This window comes from Massilia sp. GER05, from assembly GCF_052056005.1.
In the GTDB taxonomy this organism is placed as follows: Bacteria; Pseudomonadota; Gammaproteobacteria; order Burkholderiales; family Burkholderiaceae_D; genus Telluria; species Telluria orientalis.
On the sequence record NZ_CP178858.1, the window covers coordinates 1,477,444 to 1,497,831 of the forward strand.

Consider the following 20,388-nt stretch of genomic DNA (forward strand, 5'->3'; position numbering starts at 1 on the left):
AGGAATCCATGCTCGTAATCCGCGCAATCACCCTGAACGACATCGATCCGCTGATCGAGATGGCGCGCCAGGTCGGCAGCGGCATGACCACGCTGAAGCCGGACCGCGCCATGCTGGGCGAGCGCGTCGAGACCGCGGTGGCATCGTTCGCGCAGACGATCCCGCCCGAGGAACGCGACTACATGTTCGTGATGGAAGACACGTCCAACGGCCGCCTGGCCGGCGTGTGCGCCATCAAGGCCGCCGTCGGCCTCACGGAGCCGTTTTATAACTACCGGATCGGCACGCTGGTGCATTCCAGCCGCGAACTGGGCGTGTTCACGCGCATGGACACGCTGTACCTGTCCAACGACCTGACCGGTTCCACGGAACTGTGCTCGCTGTTCCTGATGCCGGAATACCGCACGGGCTACAACGGCAAGTGGCTGTCCAAGAGCCGCTTCCTGTTCATGGCCCAGTTCCAGCACCTGTTCACGGAAAAGATCATCGCCGAGATGCGCGGCTACCAGGCGGAGGACGGCACGTCGCCGTTCTACGAGGGACTCGGCCGCCACTTCTTCAAGATGGATTTCAACCACGTCGACGGCCTCACTGCACTCGGCAAGAAATCGTTCATCGCGGAGCTCATGCCGCGCCAGCCGCTGTACGTCGCGTACCTGCCGGAAGACGCGCAGGCCGTGATCGGCCAGGTGCACCGCTCCACGCTCCCGGCGCGCAAACTGCTGGAACAGGAAGGCATGCACTACGAGGGTTACGTCGACATCTTCGACGCGGGCCCCGTGTTGCAGGGCCGCGTGGCCGAGCTGCGCGCCGTGCGCGACAGCGTGCTGACGACGGCCGAGGAAGGCCAACCGGACGGCGAGTGCGAAGTCACGCTCGTCTCCAACACGAAGCTCGACGATTTTCGCATGGTCCTTACCCAGGCCTGCGACGGCGGCCGCAAGGTCGCGCTATCCGTGCGCGAACTCCAACTGCTGCATTGCCAGCCGGGCGACCTTATCCGCTCGCTGGCCCTCAACGTAAGGAAAAACAATGGCTAAAGAATTGAGCTCTAACTGCGCTAACTTCATCGGCGGTGAATGGCTGGCCGGCTCCGGTCCGCAGCTCGACACGATCGACCCGTCCACCGGCCGCCAGACCTGGACCAGCAACGAATCCACGGCAGAAGATGTGGACCGCGCCGTAAAAGCCGCGCGCGCCGCGTTCGAAGACTGGGCGCTCACGCCGCTCGAACAACGCATCGCCATCTGCCAGCGCTTCCGCGACCTGCTCAAGGAGCACAACGAGGAACTCGCCGCGATCATCGCCGAGGAAGTGGGCAAGCCGCTGTGGGAAGCCCGCACGGAAGTGACGACGATGGCCAACAAGGTCGACATCTCGGTGCAGTCGCATGCCGCGCGCACGGGCGAAACGGCTGCGAAGGTCGCCGACGGCAACGCCGTGCTGCGCCACCGTCCGCACGGCGTGTTCGGCGTGTTCGGCCCCTATAACTTCCCCGGCCACCTGCCGAACGGCCACATCGTGCCCGCGCTGATCGCGGGGAACACGCTCGTGTTCAAGCCGAGCGAATATGCGCCGCGCACCGCCGTGCGCACCGTGCAGCTGTGGGAACAGGCCGGCCTGCCGCAGGGCGTGCTGAACCTCGTGAACGGCGGCCGCGCGACCGGCGTCGCGCTGTCGCAGCACCCGGACGTGGATGGCATCCTGTTTACCGGCAGCAGCCAGACGGGCGTCGCGCTGCATAAACAGTTCGGCGGCCAGCCGGGCAAGATGCTGGCGCTGGAAATGGGCGGCAACAACCCGCTCGTCGTGTGGGACGTGCAGGAGGATGAGAAAATGCGGGACGCGGCCGTGCACCACGCCGTCATGTCCGCGTTCATCTCCGCCGGCCAGCGCTGCACGTGCGCGCGCCGCCTGATCGTGCAGGACACGCCGGAAGGCCAGGCCTTCATCGACCGCCTCGTGGACGTGGCGAGCAAGCTCACGGTCGGTCCGTCGAACGCGGACCCGCAGCCGTTCATGGGCCCCGTCGTCTCGGCCGCCGTGGCGAAACGCCTCGTGCAGGCGCAGGAGATGATGGAAGCGCAGGGCGGTAAAGTTTTGCTGCGCATGCGCCAGCTCGATCCGAACGCGGGCTTCGTCACCGCCAGTATCGTCGACGTGACGGATGCGACGGGCATCCCGGACGAAGAGTGGTTCGGACCGCTGCTGCAGATTGTCCGCGTGGCCGATTTCGACGCCGCCATCGACGCCGCCAACGCGACGGAATACGGTCTCGCCGCCGCGCTACTGTCGCCGTCGGAAGAGCTGTGGAAGCGCTTCGCGATCAAGGCGCGCGCGGGCGTCGTCAACTGGAACCGTCCGACGACGGGCGCCGCCAGCTCCGCGCCGTTCGGCGGCGTGGGCAAATCGGGCAACCATCGTCCGAGCGCCTATTACGCGGCCGACTACTGCGCGTACCCGGTCGCCTCGATCGAAACGTCCGAGCTGGAAATGCCGGCGAAACTGTCCCCGGGCCTTAACTTCTGAACGATATGCGCAACGCACGCGAATTCAACTTCGACGGCCTCGTGGGCCCGTCGCACAACTACGCCGGTCTGTCGTTCGGCAACGTCGCCTCGTTCAACAATGTGCGGAGCGCGTCGAACCCGCGCCAGGCCGCTTTGCAGGGCCTCGCCAAGATGCGCGCGCTGGCCGCGCGCGGCTTCGCGCAAGGCCTGCTGCCGCCGCAGGCGCGTCCGAACTTCCGCCTGCTGCGCCGCCTCGGCTTTTCCGGCACGGATGCAGACGTGCTGGCGCAGGCGTACCGCGAATCGCCGGTGATCCTCGCGTGCGCGTACTCCGCATCGCCGATGTGGACCGCGAACGCCGCCACCGTCAGCCCGTCGGCCGACACGGCGGACGGCCGCGTGCACTTCACCGCCGCGAACCTGAACAATAAACTGCACCGCGCGGAAGAACACGTGCAGGCGACGCGCACCCTGCGCGCCCTGTTCGCGAACCCGGACCGCTTCGTCGTGCACGACCCGCTGCCGTCGACGCCCGCGTTCGGCGACGAGGGCGCCGCCAACCACACGCGCTTCGCCAGCGCCCACGGTGCGTCCGGCGTCGAGTTTTTTGTCTATGGCCGCGTCGAATTCGACCCGTCCGCACCGGCGCCCGTGAAATACCCGGCGCGCCAGACGCTGGAGGCGTCGCAGGCCGTCGCCCGCCTGCACGGCCTGGACGCGGCGCGCACCGTGTTCGCGTCGCAGAACCCGGCCGTGATCGACCAGGGCGTGTTTCATAACGACGTGATCGCGGTCGGCAACGGCAACGTGCTGTTCTACCACGACCAGGCGTTCGCCGACGAAGCGTCCACGCTGGATCTGCTCCGCCGCGCGCTGGGCGTCACCGGCACCGACCTGCGCGCCGTGCGCGTGGACACGGGCGTCGTCCCCGTCGCCGATGCCGTCGCCAGCTACCTGTTCAACAGCCAGCTGCTGTCGAAGCCGGACGGCGGCATGGCGCTCGTCGTCCCGCACGAATGCCGCGAGACGGCGACCGTGGCCCGCTACCTCGAGCAGCTCGTCGCATCCGGTGGCCCGATCGACGAATTGATCGAATTCGACCTGCGCCAGAGCATGCGCAACGGCGGCGGCCCCGCATGCCTGCGCCTGCGCGTGGTGCTCACGGACGAGGAAGCGGCCGCGATGCACCAGGGCGTGCTGATGACGGAAGATTTGTATGCGCGCCTCGTGCCGTGGGTCGAGCGTCATTACCGCGACCGCGTGGAGCCGAAGGATCTCGCAGACCCGCAGCTGGCCATCGAATGCGCGGCCGCGCTGGAAGACCTGGAGCGCATCCTGGGCTTGCCGGGGCTGTATGATCTGGCATGATTGGTTGGGTGGGCACAGGGTGCCCACCCAACATAATGAATCGTTTCCGGGAACAGGAAGCATAAGAGATCTGGACGGGACAACCCTGTCCGTACCAGCCGGGAACATGTGGCCACAAGCCGCGCCGAACCCGGCGCAACAACCAGCTTTTGGAGAAGCTAAACATGAACAAAGACATGCCTCACGATCTGCGCACGCAAACCCTCGCGCTGGTTAACGAGAACAAGCCGGTGAACGCCCCGGAACAAGTGGGCGCGCTGATCGGCGCCTGGATCGGCGCGCTGGACGAGGACGACCTCGCCGGCATCGATCCCCGCAACCTCGCCGCCATCCTGTGGGATGCCTTCGCCCAGGTGGCGCAGCGCACGACCGACGGCTGCCAGATCGCGGAGAATCGCTATACGGATGGGCGCTGCGGCATGTCGACCGCCTTGCTGATCCTGAACGAGGACATGCCCTACCTCGTCGACTCGTTCGTGATGGCGCTGCGCCGCCAGCGCGTCGTCGCGTCGGGCGTGCTGAATACGGTGCTGCCCGTGCGCCGCGACGAGGCCGGCCGCGTGGTCGCCGTCGGCGAAGCGGGCGCGCCGCTGGAATCGTATGTCCTGTGCCTGCTGGCGGAAGACCTGCCGCAGGACGAACTCTCCCAACTCATCGAGCGCATCCAGATGGTCGCGCGCGACGCCGCCATCGTGCACCGCGACGCCGTCGCCATGGCCGACCGCATGACCGCCGTTGCCGCCGCCGCCGCCGCACAAGGTACGCCGTCCGGCCAGGAAGTGGCGGCCTTCCTCGACTGGGCCAAGAACGAAGGCTTCGAGCCGTTCGGCTACGCCTACTACTTCGTCAAGCCGGGCGTGCGCGAACTCGAACGCGACATCCCGAGCCGCATCGGCGTGCTGCAGGATACGTCGCACCCCGTCTACGGCACCTGCCTGCAGAACATCCCGGGCGACTTCGAGATCCTGTCCAAGCGCGACGAGACGCTGTCGATCGTGAAGGCCGACGTGGCCGGCACCTTGCACCGCGACCAGCCGCTGGACTTCATCGGCGTGCGCGACACCGACACGCAGGGCAACACGATCGGCGAACACTGCTTCGTCGGCCTGTTCACCCGCGCCGCCACGTCGACCCCGCTGGCGCGCCTGCCGTTCGCGCGCGGCCGCGTGGCGAAAGTGCTGTCCATCGCCGGCGTGCGCCAGGAAGGCTTCCGCGCCGAGAAATTCCTCGAGATCCTGGAGTCGCTGCCGCGCACGGAAGCGCTGGAAGCGGATCCGGACTGGCTCGCCCAGGTGTGCAGCTCCGTCGTCTCGCTGTACAAGCAGCCGCGCGCGAAAGTGTTTGCACGCCGCGACGTCTATCACCGCCACCTGAACGTCCTGGTCTATTTGCCGCGCGAACGCTACAGCGCCGCCGTCGTCGCCGGGCTGGCGCAGGCGCTGAAGGAAAGCTCGGGCGCCGTCGACGTGCGCACGCAGACGCTCGTCGCGGACGGCCCGCTGGCCCGCGTCTACCTGATCGCCCAGGCCGCGCGCTATCCGCTCGACCTGGAATCCGACATCCAGAAACCGCTGCTGTCCGTGCTGGACGGCTGGCATGACCGCTACACGGCGCTGACCGACACCGTCGAAGACGTCCCGACCCGCAACGCGCTGCGCAAGATCCTGCCGACGCTGCCCGTGAACTACGTGGCCGCGACGGCACCGGAAATCGCCTTCCGCGACGTGAGCGCGATCATCGCGAACGGCCAGCAGGGCCACGTCTCGGTCCGCATCGAGACGGATGAAGCGGGCGTCACGTCGCTGCGCCTGTACTCGACGAACACGATGCCGTCGCTGTCGCGCATCCTGCCGGCGCTGCAGAACGCCGGCGTCGCCATCGACCGCGAGCAAAGCTTCTGGATCGACACGGCCGACGGCACCCGCCGCTACATCACGGGCCTGATCGTCGACGCGGATTCGGCCGCCAAGCTGGCCAAGCCGGGCGTCGCGGAAGTGGCCGGCGAACTGTTCGCCGCGCTGTTCAACGACGAAGCGGAAGACGGCCGCCTGAACGGCCTCACCATCGAAGGCGGCCTGGCGATGCGCGAAGTGCAGCTCGTGCGCGCGTACATCAGCTACTGGCGCCAGGCCGGCAGCAAGTTCTCGACCCGCTACATGGCCGAGACGCTGCGTCCGCGCGCGAACCTCGTCAAGGAACTGGTCGAAGGCTTCGAACTGCGCTTCGACCCGAAACGCAGCGCCGAGGAGCGCGCCGAGGGCGATGCGAAACTGGTCGCGCTGAAGGCGGGCCTGGCCAAGGTCAACCACGCCGACACCGAGGAAATCATGGCCGCGCTGGTCGATCTCGTGATGGCGACAGTGCGCACCAATTACTATCAAGGAACGAAGGAAAATCGCGGCGAGAAGATCATCTTCAAGCTCGACACGAGCCACCTGGCGCTCGTGCCGGAACCGCGCCCGTTCCGCGAGATCTACGTGTTCTCGCGCCGCTTCGAAGGCCTGCACCTGCGCGGCGGCCCGGTCGCCCGCGGCGGCCTGCGCTGGTCCGATCGCATGGAAGACTACCGCACCGAAGTGCTGGGCCTCGTGAAGGCGCAGATGGTCAAGAACGCCGTCATCGTGCCGGCCGGCTCGAAGGGCGGTTTCGTCTGCAAGCAGATGCCGAAGGATGCGGCGCGTGACGTCGTCGCGGCCGAAGGCGAAGCCGTCTATCGCCTGTTCATCGCGAGCCTGCTGGAAGTGACGGACAACCGCGTGCGCGGCGAGATCGTTCCGCCGGCCGACACGGTGCGCTATGACCAGGACGACCCGTACCTCGTGGTCGCCGCCGACAAGGGCACCGCGACGTTCTCCGACATCGCCAACAGCATCGCCGTCTCGCGCGGCTTCTGGCTGGGCGACGCGTTCGCGTCCGGCGGCTCGAACGGCTACGACCACAAGAAGATGGGCATCACCGCGAAGGGCGCGTTCGAAGCGGTAAAACGCCACTTCTACGAGATGGGCCACGACATGAACACGACCCCGGTGACGATGGTCGGCGTGGGCGACATGTCGGGCGACGTGTTCGGCAACGGCGTGCTGCTGTCGCGCCAGCTGAAAGTGCTGGCCGCGTTCGACCACCGCCACATCTTCCTCGACCCGAATCCGGACGTCGTCGTGTCGTTCAATGAGCGCAAGCGCATGTTCGCGCTGCCGCGTTCCTCGTGGGACGACTACGACAAGGAACTGATCTCGGAAGGCGGCGGCGTGTTCCCGCGGTCCGCGCGCCACATCGAGCTGTCGCCGCAGGTGCGCGAAGCGCTGGCCATCGAAGAGACGTCGCTCACGCCGGAAGAACTGATGCACCGCATCCTGCTGGCACCGGTCGACCTGTTCTATAACGGCGGCATCGGCACCTACATCAAGGCATCGACCGAGACCCACGCGCAAGTGAAGGACCGCGCCAACGACAACATCCGCGTCAACGGCAACGAGCTGCGCGTGAAGGTTGTCGCGGAAGGCGGCAACCTGGGCGCCACGCAGGCCGGCCGTATCGAATTCGCGCTGGCCGGCGGCCGCATCTTCACGGATGCGATCGACAACTCGGCCGGCGTGGACTGCTCCGACCACGAAGTCAACGTCAAGATCTGGCTCGACACCGAAGTCAACGCGGGCCAGCTGGACGAGGGCGAGCGCAACCGCCTGCTGACCGAGATGACGGGCGATATCGAGAAGCTGGTCCTGCGCGACAACACGCTGCAGACGCACCTGCTGGTGCGCGAGGCGCAGGCGCAATCGAACAGCGCCGTCGTCGACGGCTACGCTGCCCTGATCGCGAGCCTGGAGGCGGAAGGCGCCGTGTCGCGCGAGCTGGAACAGCTGCCGGGCGAGACGGAACTGCAGCGCCGCAAGGCCCAAGGCCTGGGTCTCACGACGCCGGAACTGGCCGTCGTCGTCGCCAACGTCAAGAACCGCTTGAAGCGCACGCTGGCCGCGCTGCCGCTGACGGAACAGCCGTGGGCCGAGACCATCCTGCGTCCGTACTTCCCGGCGCAGCTGGTCGCCACGCGCGATCCGCTGGCGCACCCGCTGGCCAACGCGATCCTCGCGACCGTGCTGGCCAACGAATCCGTCAACCGCTGCGGCCCGCTGATGCTGCGCGACCTGGCGCTGGAACACCGCATCGACGACGCCGAAGTCGTCAAGTCGTGGGGCCAGGCGTGGGCCGCGCTGCACCTGGCGCCCGTGTTCGAGGCACTGGACCATGACGCGCTGGTCGTGCCGCGCGACGTGTCGCAGACCGTCGATGCGCGTACCCGCGTGATGCTGCGCACCGTGATCGAAGGCGTGCTGTCGCTGCCGGCCGAGCAGGCCGGTGCCGGCGGCATGGAAGAGCTGTCGAACCTGTTCGCCCAGCCGGAACAACTGCGCCAGCTGATGCCGGCGAAGTCGGAGGCGGACAGCCACGCCGGCCTGTCGTCGTCGTTCGTGCAGGCGTGGAAGGCCGTCGACACGGTCGAATCGCTGGCGACGTTCCTGTTCGCGGCCGTCTCCGTCCAGCGTCCGCAAGGCATGTCGCTGGCCGAGTTCCTGCGCGTCGGCATGTTGCTGCGCGAGCAGGCGGGCATCGACACGCTGGAACGCGGCCTCAAGCTGCCGGCCACGAGCAAGTCGCAGGAACAGCTGCGCAACTACGCGCTGCAAGCCCTGCGCCGCACGCAGCAACGCCTGCTGACGGAAGTGCTGGCGGCGAGCCGCACCAGCGGCGACATGCAGTCGGCCGTGCGCGAGCTGACCGCGGCAATGGGCCTGTCGGCCGGCTACGTCCAGCCGACGGACCTGGAGCAGGCGATGCTGGCCGTGTGGTCGCTGTCGGAGGGTTCGAGCCCGGACCGCATCGCGTCCGGCACCGCGGCGACGACCGTCGCCACCACCGTCGCGAACCTGGCGTAAGCGATGGCGGCCACCTTACCGAAGGAAATCCGGGCACTGGCCGAAGGCGACTTCGGCGAGGTCGCCGCCCGCTTCGCGCAAGCCGGCTTCACGGTCGGCCAGCCCGCGAAGGGCGTGCTGACCGTGAAGGCCGCGACGCCGTCGGCAGAGCGGCCCGCCGTGCTGCTGTCGGTGGGCGTGCACGGCGACGAGACGGGGCCGATCGAGATGGTGGCCTACGCCATCGAGGCCCTGTCGCGCACGCCGGGCGAGCTCGCGGTGGACCTGATGCTGTGCGTCGGGAACATCGACGCCATCGCGGCCGGCAAGCGCTTCATCGACGCGGACCTGAACCGCATGTTCCGCGACCAGCGCGGCGACCTGGCCGGCACCTTCGAAGCCGGCCGCGCGGACACGCTGATCGCGGCGACGGCCGCGTTCTTCGAGGCCAGCGGCCCGCGCCGCTGGCATCTCGACCTGCACACGGCGATCCGCGGCTCGCGTTATCCGCGCTTCGCGATCGTGCCGGAGCTGATCGCGGAGACTCCCCGCCGCGCGCTGATCGCGTGGCTGGGCCTCGGCGGCATCGAGGCCGTCATCATGAACCCGGCGTCCGCGGGCACGTACAGTTACTGGACCGCCGAGCGGCACGGCGCCGCGGGCACCACCGTCGAACTGGGGCGCATCGGCACGCTGGGGCGGAACGACCTGTCGCAGTTCGCGGCGATGGCCTCGGCCCTGCATGGCCTGCTGCGCGGGCAAGCGCAGGCGGGCGGCAACGAGCCCATCGTGTTCAACACGGTCCAGTCGATCATCAAGCTGTCCGATGCGTTCACGATGAGCTTCGGACGCGATACCGAAAACTTCACGCCATTGAAAAAGGGTGAAGTGATCGCGCGCGACGGCGATACTGTTTATACCGTTCAGCACGACGAAGAGTGTGTCGTGTTTCCGAATCCCGATGTGCGCGTGGGGTTGCGGGCGGGGATCATGGTGGTAAAAATACAGTAGTAGGGTGGGCACCCCGTGCCCACGCGTTCAACGCACGTATCCGTTCTCGAAAAGCGCGTTTTTTCTCTGCGCGCTAGACTATCCCTTTACGCACGCATCTGGTGGGCACGGGGTGCCCACCCTACAAAGGGAAGGGTTTCTACCCATGAGCAAGCTGTTTTCTCCGATCAAGCTCGGCCCGCTGGAGCTGGCCAACCGGATCGCTATCGCGCCGATGTGTCAATACTCCGCCGACCGGGGCTACGCCACCGACTGGCACATGATCCACCTCGGCCACCTCGCACTGTCCGGCGCGGGACTTCTCATCATCGAAGCGACCGCCGTGACGGAGGAAGGGCGCATCACCTATGCCGACCTGGGCCTCTGGTCCGACGAGCATGCGGCCGCGCTGGAGCCCGTCGTCAACGCGATGCGCAAGCATGCACCGATCAAGATCGCCATCCAGCTCGCACACGCGGGCCGCAAGGCGTCGAGCGAGGTGCCGTGGCACGGCGGCGCGAATCTTCCGGTGGGGGACTCCCACGGCTGGCAGACCGTGGCGCCGTCCGCGATCCCGCACGCGGAGGGCGAGACCGTGCCGCTGGCGCTCGATGCCGCCGGCCTGCAGCGCGTGAAGGACGGCTTCGTCGCTGCCGCGCGCCGCGCCGATGCGCTGGGCCTGGACGCCATCGAACTGCACGGCGCCCATGGCTATCTGCTGCACCAGTTCCTGTCGCCGCTGTCGAACCAGCGGGACGATCAATATGGCGGCTCGCTGGAAAACCGCATGCGCTTTCCGCTCGAGGTGTTCCAGGCCGTGCGCGCGGCCGTGTCGCCCGAGATGGTGGTCGGCATGCGCATCTCGGCCAGCGACTGGGTCGAGGGCGGCTGGGACCTGGAACAGAGCCTCGTGCTGACGCAGGAACTGGAGCGGCTCGGCTGCCAGTTCATCCACGTGTCGAGCGGCGGGCTGTCGCCGCACCAGAAGATCCCCGTCGGTCCGGGCTACCAGATCGAGTTCGCCGCGCGCATCAAGGCGAACACTCCCATGCCGACCATCGGCGTGGGCCTGATCACGGAAGCGAAGCAGGCCGAGACCATCGTGCAGACGGGCCAGGCCGACATGGTGGCGCTGGCGCGCGCGATGCTGTACGACCCGCGCTGGCCGTGGCATGCGGCCGCGGAGCTGGGGGCGACGGTCAGCGCGCCGCCGCAGTACTGGCGCTCGCAGCCGCACGAGTACAAGCATCTGTTCGGCGATACGCGCCTGGGCCAGCGCTGACGGTCGTCGCTGGTTTTCCTCCGTTCGTTCCGCGTTTTACACCGTCCGTCGCACGCGGGCGGACGGCCCTGCAAGCCCTTGCTACAGTGGCATGGTCAATAACAACAAGGCCATCCACCATGCGTACTCCGTTCGCCATCGCTCTCACCTGCGCCATCCTCGGCGGCTGCGCCATCATCGTCGCCCCGGGCGGCGATGGCGACTACCAGGTCCGCACGCCATTCTCCAGCGATTCCATCGAAGGCAACGGCGTGCCCGCGCGCGACGAGCGCACGATCGCCACGGTGCCGGCGCTGGAAGTGAACGGCACGATCACCGTCGACGTGCGCGTGGGCCCGGCGACGTCGCTGGTCGTGGAGGCGGACAGCAACCTGCTGCCGTTCATCCGCACGGAGCTGCGCGGCGACCGGCTCGTCATCGAGAAGGAGCGCTCGTTCCGCACCAACAATCCCGTGCGCGTGACCTATACCGTGCCGCGCCTGACGAACGTCCGCCACAACGGCTCCGGCCACCTGTCCGTGCAAGAGCTGAACGGCGGACCGCTGGTCGTGGAAGCGCAGGGATCGGGTTCCGTGCTGCTGACGGGCCGCGTGGCCAGCCTGGACGTGGTGCAGAACGGTTCGGGCAGCATCGACGCGACGACGTTGCAGAGCAGCGGCGGCAACCTGACCTTGACCGGTTCCGGCCGCATCGTCGCGGGTCGCATGCAGGGCGAGCGCCTGACGGCGAGCCTGAACGGCTCCGGCCAACTGCGCGTGACGGGTGCGGTGCGCCACCTGGCGGCGCGCTCGAACGGCTCCGGCCACCTGGACCTGGCGGACCTCGTCAGCGAGCAGGCGGACCTGTCGTCGACGGGATCGGGCGGCATGACCGCGAACGTGCGGCAATCGCTCGTCGCGCAGAATAGCGGCTCCGGCGGCATCCGCGTGTACGGCAATCCGTCGCAGCGGACTGTGAGCGGGAAGCTGATCCAGGTCCTGAACTGAATGCGGTGGCACGCGTGGGCACGGGGTGCCCGCCCTACCGTAGGGTGGGCGGCCTCCGCCCACGCGTTCAACGCACGCTTGCTTACAGCAGGTGGTCGAGCAGCTCCGGCCCGAACACCTCGCGGTGCAGGCGGCCGGCCGGCACGCCCGCATTCAGGAGGTCCAGCCACTGCACCTGCATGAACTTGTGCGGACCGCACAGGTAAACTTCAGCCTCATCGACCGGCCATGCCGGCAGCCTGGCCACGTCCATGCGGCCTTCGATCACGCCGGCGCGATTTTTCTCATCCTTCTGCGCATCTTCGTGGAAGGTCACGATGGACAGGTTCGGCATCACGGACACCAGGCCTTCGACTTCCGCGCGCAGCGCGTGGTGGCCGGCGTCGCGTGCGGCGTGCGCGAAGATCACACGGCGCTGCGGATTCACCTGCGCCACGCGCTTCAGGGCGGACACCATCGGCGTAATGCCGACGCCAGCCGACAGCAACACGAGCGGCGCGTCGCCTTCCGTCTCCGGCAGGAACTCGCCGAACGGGTGCGACACCTGCAGCGTGGCGCCGACCTTCACGTTGGCGTGCAGCCAGTTCGACACTTCACCGGCCGGCGTATCGTCCACGCCGTCTTCGCGCTTCACCGAGATGCGCAGGTCTTCACCATTCGGCGCATCCGACAGGCTGTACTGGCGCAGCTGGTGACGGCCGCCCGGCAGGTCGACCGCGACGCTGACGTACTGGCCCGGCTTGAACGCGGGGACCGGTTTGCCGTCGGCGGGGACGAAGCGGATCGACAGCACGTTGACGGATTCCGTCTTGACTTCCACGACGCGCATCGGACGGGTGTCGCCCGGCTGGATGCCGGCCGTGCTGTACAGGTTCGCTTCCGCTTCGATCAGCAGTTTGGCGAGCGAGTTGTAGGCTTCCTTCCACGCGTTCAGCAGCGGTTCCGTGGCGGCGTCGCCCAGCGTGGCCGCGATGGATTCCAGCAGGTGCTTGCCGACGATCGGGTAGTGCTCGGCGCGGATGCCGACCGACACGTGCTTGTGCACGATGCGCTCGACGACGGGACCCAGCGCGCCCGGGTTGCCGATGTTGGCCGCGTACGCGAACACCGCCGATGCCAGCGACTGCTGCTGCGCCCCACTGGCCTGGTTCCCCATGTTGAAAATGCGGGTCAGTTCAGGATGCGCGCCCAGCATGTTCGTGTAGAACAGCCTGGTGATCGTCAGGCCGTGCTGGCGCAGGACGGGGACGCTGGCATCGATGTAGGGGCGGGAAGCTTCCGAAATCATGGTGGTTCCTTTAATTATGCATTTAAAATGCAGATTTAAGATTCAAAAAAAGGCCCGCACAGCGGGCTTGCCATCAATATTGAAGTTAATCCTCACTCACCGGCTCGGGCAGGGCCACGGCGGTTTTCGCCGCTGCGCTATCCCAGAACATGCGGTGCATGCGCACGACCTGTTCGCCCGTGCCGCCGGCGGTCGCGTGGGCCAGCGTGTAGCGGTCCATCGCGTCGTAGAACGCCCGCATGCCGGCGCGCAGCATGCCGCGCAGCTGGCAATCCATCTTCAGCGCGCAGTCCGTGCCGTCGCAGTCGACCAGCTCGTCGTCTTCGCCTTCCAGCTTGCGCAGCACCTGGCCGATCGTCAGGGTGGCGGGATCGGCGGCGAGGCGCAGGCCGCCGTTGCGTCCGCGGGTCGCCTGCACCCAGCCCAGTTTGGCCAGTTGCCCGACCACTTTGACCAGGTGGTTCAGCGGGATGTCGAATTGCTTGCCGATCTCGGCCACCGTTACCGGATGCGGACGTTCTCCCGCGCGTTCCAGATAGATCAGGACACGCAGGCCAATATCGGAGAATCGGGTGAGTCGCATCGGATCAGCTCAGTGGTTACGAGCGTATTCTAACTCCATGGGCGTATTCTACCTAAATGTGCATTAAAAATGCAGGTTTAGAGGAAGTATTTTTTTTCCCGCAGTGAAAGCAGTGCCGGGAACTGGCCCTATAATCGCGGACTTTGGATAAGACAACAGCGCTACCCGCGCCAAGAGGACGACGACGTGAACCAGACACTGGGCCAAAAGCTCTTTCGTACCAAGACGTCCGAGCACAAGCTCGATGACGGCCATGCCCACGCCCTGGGCCGCTCGCTGGGCTTGTTTCCCCTGACGATGATCGGCGTCGGTGCCACGATCGGCACCGGTATCTTCTTCACGATGGTGGAAGCCGTGCCGAAGGCCGGTCCGGCCGTCGTGCTGTCGTTCCTGATGGCCGCCGTCACCGCGGGCCTCACCGCGCTGTGCTATGCCGAACTGGCCAACCGCGTGCCGGCCGCCGGCTCCTCGTATTCGTTCGCCTACGCCACCGTGGGCGAGTTCGCCGCCTTCATCGTCGCGGCCTGCCTGCTATTGGAATATGGCCTGGCCGCCAGCGCGACCGCGATCGGCTGGTCGGATTACCTGAACAACTTCCTGCAGAACGCGCTCGGCTGGCAGATCCCCGACGCGCTGCGCTCGCCCCTGGTCGTCGCGGGCAAGAACGGCGGCGTCGAATTCCATACGGGGCACATCAACCTGCCGCCGATCCTGCTCGTCGTGCTGTGCTGCGTCCTGCTGATCCGCGGCACCAAGGAATCGGCGACGACGAACGCCATCATGGTGCTGATCAAGCTGGCGATCCTCGTGTTCTTTTCCGCGATCGCGCTGTCCGGCTTCGACATCAACAACTTCCACCCGTTCGTCTGGCCGGCGGACGGCAAGGGCGTCGGCGGCCTGGCCGGCGTGACGGCGGCCGCGGGCACCGTGTTCTTCTCGTTCATCGGCCTGGACACCATCGCCACGGCCGGCGAAGAGGTCAAGGATCCGACGCGCGACGTCCCGATCGGCATCCTGGCCGCCCTCGGCATCGTCACCGTGTTCTACATGCTGGTTGCGATCGCCGCGCTCGGCGCCCAGCCGGCCTCGATGTTCGCGGGCCAGGAAGCGGGCCTCGCCGTGATCCTGCAGAACGTGACCGGCAAGGCGTGGCCGGCGCTCGTGCTGTCGGCCGGCGCCGTCATCTCCGTGTTCTCGGTGACGCTGGTGACGATCTACGGCCAGACGCGCATCCTGTACGCCATCGCCAAGGACGGCCTCGTGCCGAACGCCTTCCGCAAGGTCAATCCGCGCACGCAGTCGCCGGTGACGAACACGCTGATCGTCAGCATCGTCGTGGGCGCCGTGGCGGGCCTCGTCGACTCCACCTTCCTGTGGGACATGGTGAGCATGGGGACGCTGGTCGCGTTCATGGTCGTGTCGATCGCGGTGCCGGTCATCCGCCGCAAGCAGGGCGAGACGGGCCGCAAGGGCTTTCGCGTGCCATTCGGGCCTTACCTCGTGCCGGGGCTGTCGATCCTCGCGTGCCTGTATCTCGTCGGCGGGTTGTCCAGCACGACTTATACGGTGTTCACCATCTGGATGGCGGTGGCCGTTCTCACGTATTTCGGGTATGGGATGCGCAACAGCCGGTTGAACAAGGCGGGTGTTCCGCAGACCGAGTTGACGCACTGACCTGACCGCGAACGCTTATCGACGTCGTCCCCGCGAAGGTGGAATAGTGCCCCCAGCACTATTCCTGCAATCTTACAAGCGTCGTCGCGACGCATCGAACTTGGGCCCCCGCCTCCGCGGGGGCGACGTTTATATGCCGTCGGTTTTTATTTCGCCAATGGCCTCACATACGTCAGCAAACTGACCAGCGTCTTGCCCGGTTCCTCCCACGGCACCATGTGCGCCGACCGCTCGAACCACACGGCCTGTTTCGACGGCGCCTTCACCTGCTTCAGCCACGCCTCGGTCGGTGCCGTCGGCGTCGTGTAATCGTGCCGGCCCAGGAACATCACCACCGGGATCGGGAAGCTTTTCACGTTCGAGAAATCCACCTGCACGAACTCCGGCAAAATGCGGCCCAGCGTGAGCAGGTTGCCCTGGTCGATGTCCTTGACCTGCTGCGCATCGTATTCCGGCGACAGGCGCGGGCCGTCGAAATAATAGGCCGACTCGCTGCGGTAGGCGCTCAATCCGCCGTAGTACTGCGGCCACTTGCGCGCGACGATGATGCGTTCGCGGGTGATCGGCTGGTTGCCGGGGTAGGGCGCGATCGACTGCAGGTCGCGCAGCGCTTCCTCGTTCTTGTGCTGTTTCGCCTGTTCCAGCGCGTAGTCGAAGCTGATGCGCTCGTTCTCGCGCACGCTGATCACCTGGCCGATGCCAACGTAGGCATAGAATAAATCCGGACGCTTCAGCGCCGCCTTCATGCTCACGATGGTGCCCCAGCTGTGGCCCATCAGGATCAGCTTCTTCTTGCCGTAGCGCTGGCGCAGGTGCTCGGCCACCTCGATGGCGTCGTCGACGTAGCGGTCGATACGGATGGTGTCCGCGACCTGCGCGGGATCCGTCTCGCCATAGGTCTTGCCGGCGCCGCGCTGGTCCCAGTTCGCGATGGTGAAGTATTCCTCGAGCGGGCGCTCGAACTGCCACAGGGTCGGCGTGACGGGCGCCGCCGGGCCGCCGTGCACGAACAGGATCATCGGATTGTCGCGCTCCTGGCCGCGCACGGTGAGCCACTGGTCGATGCCGCCGATGCGCGTCTTGTACGATTCCTGCACGCCGTGCGGCGCGACGATTTTATCGAGGTCCGCCACGATGGCGCGGGCTTGCGTCCATGCCTGCGCCCGCTCTTGCCGGATTTTGTCGTCCTGTGCGTGCACGTGGGCGCATGCGACGGCGAGCAGTGCCCAGATCCAGATCCGCTTCATACCAATTCTCCTTATGCGTGATGTGCAGGCAGTGTAAGGAATCCGCTCCGCGCCGGCAGGCCCAATGGCATGGATTGCGCATTGCGCGGTATGAGATGCAGATGGCGCGGATGGAATACTTGGTACACTTGTCCGACTGCCAACACGACGAAGACCCACCATGAACACACTGCTCCAGCCAACCCGCAACGACATCCTCCCGCCCCACGTCGACCATCTCAGCGCCATCCTGCCGGACGACCCGTTGCTGATGATGGGCGCCGGCCCCGTGCCGATCCCCAGCGCGGTGGCCCGCGCGAATTCGCTGGTCATCAACCACCTGGGCGAGACCATGGCGAAGATCATCACCCAGGTGAAGGACATGGCGAGATACGTCTTCCAGACCCGTTCCAACTGGGTGCTGGGCGTGGCCGGTCCCGGATCGGCGGCGATGGAAATGGCGATCTGCAATCTGGTCTGGCCCGGCACGCGCGTGCTCTCGATCTGCAACGGTTTCTTCAGCGGCCGCATGGCGGAAATGAGCCGCCGCGCGGGGGCGGACGTCGTCACGATGAACGAGATCTTCCCGCACTCGATGTCGCTGGACAGGCTGGAAGCGCTGCTGGACGAACATCGGCCCCATTGCCTGACGCTCGTCCAGGGCGAAACGTCCAACACCACGTTCAACAACGACGTGAAGAACATCGCGCGGCTGGCGAAGGCGCGGGGCTGCCTCGTCATCGTCGACGCCGTGTGCACGCTCAGCACGACGCCGTTCGAGATGGACGACTGGCAGGTCGATGCCGTGATCACGGGCGGGCAGAAAGGGCTGTCGTCGATTCCCGGTGTCTCGCTGCTCGCGTTCTCCGACGCCGCGTGGAGCCGGATCCGCGAACGGTCCACGCCGAATACGCACTGGTGCCTGGACGCCCTGCTGGCCGAGAACTTCTGGCACAAGGCGTCGTACCACTACACGGCGCCGGTGTCGGGCGTGCTGGCGCTGCACGAAGCCTTGCGCCTCGTGTGCGAAGAAACGCTGCCGGTCAGGTTCGCCCGCCACCTGCGCTGCTCGACCGCGCTGCAGGACAGCATCGAGGCGATGGGCCTGTCCCTGTTCGCGCCCGCGGAATCGCGGCTCAATTCGGTGGTCGGGATCAATCTGCCGGAGGGCATCACCAACCAGGCGGTCTGCTCCACGATCTCGAGCCGCTACCAGGTCGAGATCTCGGGCTCCTTCGGCCTGCCGATCGTCAGGATCGGGCAGATGGGCGAGCAGTGCCGCGCGCATCACCTGTTCCGCACGGTGCACGCGCTGGGCAGCACGATGCGCGACCTGGGCGCGACCGTGGATCTGCCGTCCGGCATGGCGGAACTCGAGAACTCGTTGCAGCGCTCCAAGGCCGACTGATCACAGCACGCCCATCTCCTTGAGTAGGTTGTCCGCATGGTCGACCTTCTCCATGTTCCACAGGATGTAGCGGACGTCGACCTGGATGTCGCGCGTGGCGCGCGGATCGAAATCCCAGTCGGAGATGATCGAATCGAGCGTGCCGTCGAACGCGAGGCCCACCAGTTCGCCGCGCGCGTTCAATGCCGCGGAGCCCGAGTTGCCGCCCGTGATGTCCAGCGTGGCGAGGAAGTCGACGGGCACCGTCTTCAGCTTCGGATCGGCCCAGCGTCCGAAGTCCTTCGCGCGGATCGCGGCCAGCTGGCGCGCCGGCGCATTGAACTCGCCTTCGCCCGTGTGCTTGGCGACGACGCCCTTCACGGTCGTGAACGCGGTCCATGAGCCGGTGCCGTCGGCGCCGTAGTCGCGGCCCTTGACGTTGCCGTACGTGACCCGCAGGGTGCTGTTCGCGTCCGGGTAGACGGCGCGGCCCTTGCTGTTCATGTACGCGATCTTCGCCTTCATGTAGCTGGCGTAGGTCTTCTGGATGTTCCCCGCCAGTTCGTCCTCTTCGGCCTCGCGCTTCATGTCGGCGTCGTACATCGCGACGGCGGCCTTGATGAAGCTGTCGTTGCTGGCCCTGAACTCCTGCGGGGTCTTCGTCAGCCACGCCGTGCGTACTTCCTTGTCCTGCAGGTGCGAGCCCGCGTAGATGCGGTCCAGCGCCGTTTTCAATTCGGCTTCGCTCATGCCCGGCCCGATGCCCAGCGCACTGTCGAACGCGGCGTCGTGCTGGTCGGCCGGCTGCGCGTTGTACTGCTTCAGGAAGTTCAGCACGAGGGCCTTGTCGACCTTCTCGTCGTACGTCCGGTCCTGGCCGCCGATGACGGACGTCAGGCGCGGCAGGTCGCGTTCCTGGTAGCCGGACTTGCGTTCGACGTCCGGCTTCGTGCGCTCGTTGGCCAGGCGGTACAGGGTGCGCGCCGAGTTCAGGAAGCGCGGCACCGAATACCCGAGGAAGAATTCGCGCCGCGAGTCGGCGTCGCGCCGGGCGATCAGCTTTTCGACCGCCTCGATGTCCGCGCCGAATTCGGCCTTGCGCCGCGGGTCCGCAGCGACCCAGGCCTTCAGCGCATTGTGCTCGGCCGTCTTGCGCGCGAGGATGTCGCTGCCTTCGTAGCTGGCGATCATGCCCTTGCGGTTCTTGTAGTAGTTGTTGACGCTCGCGATCTGGCCCGCGTACTTCAGGCGCGCGGCGGGGTCGTTCTTCGTCTCGCGCTCGATGACGGCCAGCGTCTCGCCGGACGCCTTCACGAAGGCCGGATAATTCCAGTCGAACGTGAACGCCACTTCGGACGGCAGGCGGTGCCGGTTCGTGCGGCCCGGGTAGCCGAGGGCCATGACGAAATCGCCTTCCTTCACGCCGTCCTGCGCGATCCTGAGCCACAGCTTCGGGCGGTACGGGACGTTGTCCTTCGCGTAGTCCGCGGCCTTGCCATCCTTGCTGACGTAGGCGCGATAAAAGCCGTAGTCGCCCGTGTGGCGCGGCCACATCCAGTTATCGGTATCGCCGCCGAACTTGCCGATGCCGACCGGGGGCGCGTGCACGAGGCGCACGTCGCGGATCTCGAGCTGCTTGATGCGGTAGAACTCGAGGCCGCCGTAGAAGCTCGCGACGGTGCAGCGGTAGCCGGCGTCCTTCTCGCATTCGGCGACGAGTGTTTTCTGGTTCTTTTCCATCGCGTCCAGGCGCGCCTTGCCGGTCAGCTGCGCGACATCCGGCGTGATCACGCGCGTGCTGACGTTCGCGACTTCCTCCGTGACGAACACGCGGCTGCCCGGCGCGGCGGGCAGTTCCTCCGCCATCGTCTTCGCGAGGAAGCCGTCGGCGAGCAGGTCGCGTTGCGGCGTGGAGTTCACGGCCACGCTGTTGTACACGCAGTGGTGGTTCGTGATCACGAGGCCTTGCGGCGACACGAACGACGCCGAGCAGCCGCCCAGGCTCACGACGGCGCCCATCGGGAACTCCGTCAGTTTGGTGAGGCTGGCCGGATCGAGCTTGAGGCCGGCGGTCTTGAGTTGCTGCGCGATTTGCGGCAGCTGCTGCGGCATCCACATGCCTTCGTCGGCGCGAGCGCCTAAGGACGCGAGGATGGCGAGCGAAAGAAGGGTGTGTTTCAT

The 20,388-nt window shown here is 66.7% G+C and carries 13 protein-coding genes; 9 read left to right on the forward strand and 4 right to left on the reverse strand.

What is annotated here, in order from left to right; all coding sequences use genetic code 11:
• Nucleotides 1-8: 8 nt before the first annotated feature.
• From astA to ACL58G_RS06600, 7 genes are all read left to right on the forward strand, one after another.
• On the forward strand, nt 9-1,040 hold the full coding sequence (astA, locus tag ACL58G_RS06570; RefSeq protein WP_413337075.1) for an arginine N-succinyltransferase: 1,032 nt from the start codon (nt 9-11) through the stop codon (nt 1,038-1,040).
• Nucleotides 1,033-2,529, forward strand: a complete 1,497-nt coding sequence (astD, locus tag ACL58G_RS06575; protein ID WP_440965835.1) for a succinylglutamate-semialdehyde dehydrogenase — start codon at nt 1,033-1,035, stop codon at nt 2,527-2,529. Before astA ends, astD begins: the two co-directional genes overlap by 8 nt.
• Before the next feature lie 5 nt (nt 2,530-2,534).
• Nucleotides 2,535-3,878: an N-succinylarginine dihydrolase gene (gene astB, locus ACL58G_RS06580; protein ID WP_440965837.1), complete on the forward strand. Its 1,344-nt coding sequence runs from the start codon at nt 2,535-2,537 to the stop codon at nt 3,876-3,878.
• 164 nt (nt 3,879-4,042) lie between these two features.
• Nucleotides 4,043-8,812, forward strand: coding sequence for an NAD-glutamate dehydrogenase domain-containing protein (locus tag ACL58G_RS06585; protein WP_440965839.1), 4,770 nt, complete (start codon nt 4,043-4,045; stop codon nt 8,810-8,812).
• Nucleotides 8,813-8,815: 3 nt separating this feature from the next.
• Complete coding sequence (locus ACL58G_RS06590; RefSeq protein WP_440965841.1) at nt 8,816-9,802, forward strand: succinylglutamate desuccinylase; 987 nt, start codon at nt 8,816-8,818, stop codon at nt 9,800-9,802.
• A gap of 145 nt (nt 9,803-9,947) precedes the next feature.
• Nucleotides 9,948-11,063: an NADH:flavin oxidoreductase/NADH oxidase gene (locus tag ACL58G_RS06595; RefSeq protein WP_413381435.1), complete on the forward strand. Its 1,116-nt coding sequence runs from the start codon at nt 9,948-9,950 to the stop codon at nt 11,061-11,063.
• A 119-nt stretch (nt 11,064-11,182) separates the two neighbouring features.
• Nucleotides 11,183-12,049, forward strand: coding sequence for a head GIN domain-containing protein (locus tag ACL58G_RS06600; RefSeq protein WP_440965843.1), 867 nt, complete (start codon nt 11,183-11,185; stop codon nt 12,047-12,049).
• Nucleotides 12,050-12,131: 82 nt separating this feature from the next.
• Here the strand turns inward: ACL58G_RS06600 and hmpA are convergent, their stop codons facing one another.
• Together hmpA and ACL58G_RS06610 are read right to left on the reverse strand one after the other, a co-directional pair.
• Nucleotides 12,132-13,337, reverse strand: coding sequence for an NO-inducible flavohemoprotein (gene hmpA / locus ACL58G_RS06605; RefSeq protein ID WP_440965845.1), 1,206 nt, complete (start codon nt 13,335-13,337; stop codon nt 12,132-12,134).
• Nucleotides 13,338-13,422: 85 nt separating this feature from the next.
• Nucleotides 13,423-13,920 (reverse strand): RrF2 family transcriptional regulator, encoded by a 498-nt coding sequence (locus ACL58G_RS06610; RefSeq protein ID WP_413337067.1) that lies wholly within the window; start codon nt 13,918-13,920, stop codon nt 13,423-13,425.
• A 186-nt stretch (nt 13,921-14,106) separates the two neighbouring features.
• Between ACL58G_RS06610 and ACL58G_RS06615 the strand changes: the two genes are divergently transcribed.
• Entirely contained in the window at nt 14,107-15,594 is a 1,488-nt protein-coding gene (locus tag ACL58G_RS06615) for an APC family permease (protein WP_413381441.1), read from the forward strand.
• A 146-nt stretch (nt 15,595-15,740) separates the two neighbouring features.
• On the opposite strand, the gene ACL58G_RS06620 is transcribed toward ACL58G_RS06615, so the two are convergent.
• Entirely contained in the window at nt 15,741-16,841 is a 1,101-nt protein-coding gene (locus ACL58G_RS06620) for an alpha/beta fold hydrolase (protein ID WP_440965847.1), read from the reverse strand.
• A 160-nt stretch (nt 16,842-17,001) separates the two neighbouring features.
• Here ACL58G_RS06620 and ACL58G_RS06625 point away from each other — a divergent pair, with 160 nt between their 5' ends.
• Nucleotides 17,002-18,228 (forward strand): pyridoxal-phosphate-dependent aminotransferase family protein, encoded by a 1,227-nt coding sequence (locus tag ACL58G_RS06625; protein ID WP_440965849.1) that lies wholly within the window; start codon nt 17,002-17,004, stop codon nt 18,226-18,228.
• Here ACL58G_RS06625 and ACL58G_RS06630 read toward each other — a convergent pair whose 3' ends face one another.
• Nucleotides 18,229-20,388, reverse strand: coding sequence for a S46 family peptidase (locus ACL58G_RS06630; protein ID WP_440965851.1), 2,160 nt, complete (start codon nt 20,386-20,388; stop codon nt 18,229-18,231).